This window comes from Amycolatopsis sp. NPDC059235 (assembly GCF_042754125.1).
Lineage (GTDB): Bacteria > Actinomycetota > Actinomycetes > Mycobacteriales > Pseudonocardiaceae > Amycolatopsis > Amycolatopsis albidoflava.
The window spans coordinates 1-5,057 of sequence record NZ_JBHZAG010000182.1; the positions used below are offsets into that span (position 1 = coordinate 1).

The window sequence follows — 5,057 nt, forward strand, 5'->3', positions numbered from 1 at the left end:
GGGGGCGCTGGTGTTGGCGTTATGCTTGTCAAAACACCCACCCCCAGACCGCAGGGAGGCTTCGTATCGGGGTTGGGGGAGGGGCTGGGTGCCTCGAACGTTGGGTGCAGCGGTGCGGGTTGGTTGGTGGGTGGGAGAGCCGGGTGCCTCGATCGTGGGTGCGCTGGCTGCGGTTGGGTGGGTGGTGTGCGCGGCTGAGTGGCTGGTTGCGTTGGGTTCGCGGGTGGGGTTTAGCGCCCCAATGTGGCATTGGGTGCATCTGACGCACCGAACGCCACATTGGGTGCGTGGGGCGCACCGAACGCCGCATTGGGTGCGTGCGGCGCACCGGATGCCGCGTCGGGTGTGTGGGATGTGCCGAGGACTGCGCCGGGTGTGTGGGGATGCGCCGAGGACCGCGGTTGGTGCATCGCGGCGGCGGGGCGGGTCCGCGAAGGGCTCCTTGAGGGAATCTAAGTCCCTCAAGGGGTCCCTCACGGACTGGCGAGGGTTGTGAGGGGAACCCTGAGGGACTCTGAGTCCGTGAAGGTGGCCCTCACGGAACTGGTCAGTGGGCGGCGGTGCTGGCTGGTGCGGGGATGTGCAGGGATTGGGTGCCCAGGCCGGTCGGGCCGCTGGGGTGGGGGCTGGGTTTTGTGCCGATCTGGACGGGGTGGGTGCCGGTGCAGCCTGGGTGCAGCAGTGCCTTGGAGGTGTCAGGGGGTGCCGCAGCGTCGCTCGGGTCGGCGGACGCTTCGGGGGCGACCTTTGTGTCTCGGACTCGGTCCAGTTCTTCGTCGGTGTACCGGGCGGATTCGTGGTGCCAGTTCGCGATTCCGGTCATCAGGTTTTTCAGCAGGTCCGCGTAGTCGGTGAGCGTGGCCTGCGCCGAAGCGTCCAGGTTGTAGTCGGCGAACAGGCTGGGCAGGCCTACGTCAACTGCGTGGTGGAATTCTGTCAGTCTTGCTTCTGCCAGGTTGGCGACGATGCGCAGGGCTTGATCTTGCTCCACGTCCAGGAATGATCGGACTACCAGCACCGCATTGTGCAGGCCGCCTTCGTATTCTATTTCCTTGCGGTAGGAGACTAAATCGTTGATCAGCCAGGCGTAGTCGGCGGCTGAATCTTCCAGGGCTTCGATGACGCGGTTTCGGTGGATTTCCGGGGGCACCGTGCTGCTGTTGGTGAGCCGGCTGATGCTTGTCACCAGGTCGGAGCCGAAGGCTTGGCGGCGCATTTCCACGTAATCGATCGGGTCGGGAATGCGGTTTTGCGCCTGGTTGGCCAGTTCCCACACCCAGGCGTCGACCATCTCCTCGACCGTGTGGCGGAAGGCCTCGCGTTCGGCGGAGGTCAGGGGGCCGGTGGTGCGTTGCCACAGGTCGGTCAGACCGGTTTCCAGTGCGGTGACGGGCGACGGGGGAGTGGCGCCGTCGGTGGGCATGAAGAGTTTCAGGCGTTCGGTGGCCACTCTGGCGGCGGGCAGGTCGTGGGCGAAGACTTCTGCGTAGTAGTCGTCGGCGTAGGTGCCCCAGGTTAGCCAGTCGTTGGTCAGGGACAGCTGTTCCGGGGGAGCGTCTGGGCAGATTCCCGCGGAGGCTAGCGGTATGTCGGCGATGCGCAGCCGAGTGGAGTCCCACACTGATTCGGACAGCATGCCTATTCGTTGCGGCCAATCGGTGATTTTCTTGCGTTCGGCCGCCAGGTGTGGGCTCAGGCGCAGGGGGAAGGGCAAAGGCAGGGTGGGCAGGGTGACTGGGCCTAATTGTTCATACGGTTGATGCGTGAAGGCTCGTGCGCGTTGCGGGGCGGTGGTGGCGACGGAACGGAAGATTCTAGCTGCGGAGGTGCCCAGGCCGGACGGGCCGCCTAGTAATTCTGGGCCGTTGTGGGCGTCTAGAGCGCCTTCGTTCATGTAGCGGCTTGAGCGCAGGTGCCATTCGTGTCCGCCGGATTGCCAGTCTTGCAGGCCTTTGACGTAAGAGAACGTTTCGGCTCGTCCGGCGGGGTGTATTCCGTTTTCCTCGAAGAGGGCGGGGACTTCGGTGAGGGCGGTGTGTTCGAATTGGTGCAGGCGCGAGGTGAGGAGATCGTTTACCGCGTCTGCGGCCTCTTGAGTGGTGCAGCCCAGGAACCTTTCGAAGACCAGGACGCTGTTGGACAGCTCGCCTTCGTCTTCGACTTCTCGCTGGTAGGAGAAGAGGTCGTTGCGCAGGTGCACGGCGTCGGCGAAGCAGTCGCGCAGGACTTCCATCGGGCGTTTGGCTGCGATTTCGTCGGGGACTTCGGCGTTCAGGGAATGTTCGATCAGATTCGCCGACCATGGGGCGCCGCCGACTTTGCGGCGCATCGCGACGTATTCGATGGGGTTCGCGACGCGGCCCTCGTTGATGTTGGCGAGTTCCCAGAGGGATTCGTCGAGGAGGTTGCGCGTGCTTTCGCGGAAGCGGCGGCGCCAGCCCGCGGAGCGGTGGGGGACGGTGCGGTTCCACAGGTCGGTCAGGCCGCGTTCGACGGGGTTTTCCGGGGTCTCGGTGATGGCGCCTTCGGCGGGCATGAAGCGAGCGATGCGGTCCAGGTAATCGCGTGCGTGTTCGATGTCGCCGGTGCGTTTGAAGAGTTCCAGGAAATGGTCGTCGAAATAGAAGACCCAGACGTACCAGTCGGTGACCAGGTCGAGTTCCGGCGGGGCGGCGTCGGGGTGGGTGTAGGAGCACAGCAGCGCGTAGTCGTGGGAGTCGAGGTCGTGTTCGTTCCAGATGACGGTCCCGTGCTGGGGCACGTCGATCATGTCCATCGAGTACGCCCACGCCTTGCTGTGCTTCCGCGCGCCGTCCAGGTGCGGGTTCAGCCGGGCGGGATACGACAGATAGAACTCGGGCAGGACGAACGGCTGCACGCGTGCTCCCCTCGCGTTCCGTGGGTGCCGACTCCACGAGGCAAACAGACCGGACCGGCGCGGCGGAAGTGCTGCCACTCCGCCGATTCCGGGGATCGCCCGGGCGGACCAGCGCGGTCCGTTGAACGGTCTCCGCTGCGTGCTCCCGCGTCGCTCGTCGGGGGGGCGGCGGGCGGACATCCGGGTGTGCGCGGGTGATGGCGATTGTCTGCCGGACAGTTTCTTGCAACGTGTGCAAATCGGAGTACGCTCAGGTTTTCACACGATGGCAAAGCGGCCTGGGTCCACCGGCGGCCACCTCCCGAGAAGCTTCGCGCGGCGACGGCGCACAGCTGCCGCGCGCGGGTCGTTGTGCCGGGGAAGGGGAGCTGCCAGGAGGTTGTGGCGCCGTCCCGTCCTAGGAGTGACGCTCATGTCGCCTGGTCCCCTCCCTTCCCGATCTCGTCCGAGACGGCGCGGCGCGCTGGTCGCCGCTGTCGTGCTCGGCGCTGCCCTCGCGGCCGCGTTTCCGGCGGGCACCGCCACCGCGGCCACCACCTCCGGCGGGGTGCTTTACCGGCCCAGCACCGCCAGTGGTTCCACTGAGGACGCGAGCTATCCGCGCGTCATCCGCCTCGCGCACAACGGCAGCGCGAACGGCACTCTGCTGGCGACCTTCTCCCACTCCGGCACTGGCGTCGGGAAGGCGAACTTCCCGGTCTACCGCTCGACTGACAACGGCGTGACCTGGACGTCTTCGCCGATCAGCACGGTCACCGACACCCAGCACGGCTGGGATCTCGACGGCCCGACGCTGTACGAATTGCCGCGCGCCGAAGGATCGCTCCCGGCCGGCACGCTGCTCGCCGCGGGCACCGCTTGGAACCACGGCGACTACACGCAGCAGGCGGTCGAGGTCTTCGTGTCCACCAACCAGGGCGCGAGCTGGACTTACCGCAGTTCGTGCGCGGCCGAGTCCGGGATGGCGAACACGATCGGCCACGGCATTTGGGAACCCGAGTTCGCCACCACCGATCACGGCCTCATCTGCTACTTCTCCGACGAACGCCCGTCGGTCAACAACTACGCCCAGGTTCTCGCGCACGCGGTCTCCACCGACGGCGGCCTGACCTGGGGCAACGAGGTCTACGACGTCGCGGTGCAGAACGGAGTCGAGCGGCCTGGGATGGCCACCGTCGTCCCGTTGCCCAACGGCACCTACGCGATGACCTACGAGGATTGCAGAGCCGGCTTCGATCCAGACCAGGCTTGCGACGTCTACTTCAAGACCTCCCCGGACGCCGAATCGTGGAATCCCGGCAGCCTCGGCACCCGGATCGAGACCGCCGACCACCGGTTCCTGCTGCACACGCCGTACCTGACCTGGTCGCCGGCGGGCGGCGCGAACGGGACCCTCGTCGCGTCCGGACAGCGGGTCGTCGCGGGCACGGACGGCTCGCTGGCGATCCAGCCGGAGGACGGGCACGTGCTGTTCGTGAACCGGAACCTCGGATCCGGTGCCTGGCAAGAGATCACCACGCCGGTGACCACCGCACCGACCGGCGGCTACGACGCGGGCGAGACGGCCTGCGCCGGGTACAGTTCGCCGTTGCTCGGCGCGCCTTCGGGCAACACCTTCCTGATGCTCGCGGGCACGCATTTGTCCACTGGCAAATGCGAAACGGACTTCGGCACGGCGACGCTGCCGAACGCGCAGGGGCAGATCACCGGTCCCGGCACCACTGGCAAATGCGTCGACGTGAACACCAACACGTCGGTCAACGGCAACGCGGTGCAGCTCTACACCTGCGGCATCGCGACCGGTCAGCAGTGGTCGCTGGAAACCGACGGCACGATCCGGGCTTTCGACAAATGCCTGAACATCGTCGGCGGCGGCACCGCGAATTCGTCCAAAGTGGAGCTTCGCGACTGTCTCGGCACGCCTGCCCAGCAATGGCAAGCGCGGGCGGACGGGTCGATCTACAACCCGCAGTCGGGTCGGTGCCTCGACGATCCGCAGGCGCAGACCGCGGATGGCACGCAGTTGCAGATCTATGACTGCAATGGTTTGTTCACTCAGGTTTGGCACGTTCCAGCCTGATCAGGAAGGGGGGGGGGGGGCGCGGGGGGGGCCCCCCCCCGGGGGGCGGCGCCCGCCCCGCCCCGGGCGGTGCAACCCCACCCCCCCCCCCCCACACCT

General features: G+C 66.7%; 2 protein-coding genes. One reads left to right on the top strand and one right to left on the bottom strand.

Going from position 1 to position 5,057, the window contains the following annotated elements:
* Positions 1-547: 547 nt before the first annotated feature.
* Positions 548-2,878, bottom strand: coding sequence for a germacradienol/geosmin synthase (locus ACFXI3_RS47015; RefSeq protein WP_378408734.1), 2,331 nt, complete (start codon positions 2,876-2,878; stop codon positions 548-550).
* A 412-nt stretch (positions 2,879-3,290) separates the two neighbouring features.
* On the opposite strand from ACFXI3_RS47015, the gene ACFXI3_RS47020 reads away from it, so the two are divergent.
* Positions 3,291-4,958, top strand: a complete 1,668-nt coding sequence (locus ACFXI3_RS47020) for a ricin-type beta-trefoil lectin domain protein (protein WP_378408736.1) — start codon at positions 3,291-3,293, stop codon at positions 4,956-4,958.
* Positions 4,959-5,057: the final 99 nt, after the last annotated feature.

What these genes read in the sequence shown, in the direction of transcription:
- ACFXI3_RS47020 (WP_378408736.1), top strand. Translation starts at nt 3,291, where the DNA reads ATGTCGCCTGGTCCCCTCCCTTCCCGATCTCGTCCGAGACGGCGCGGC.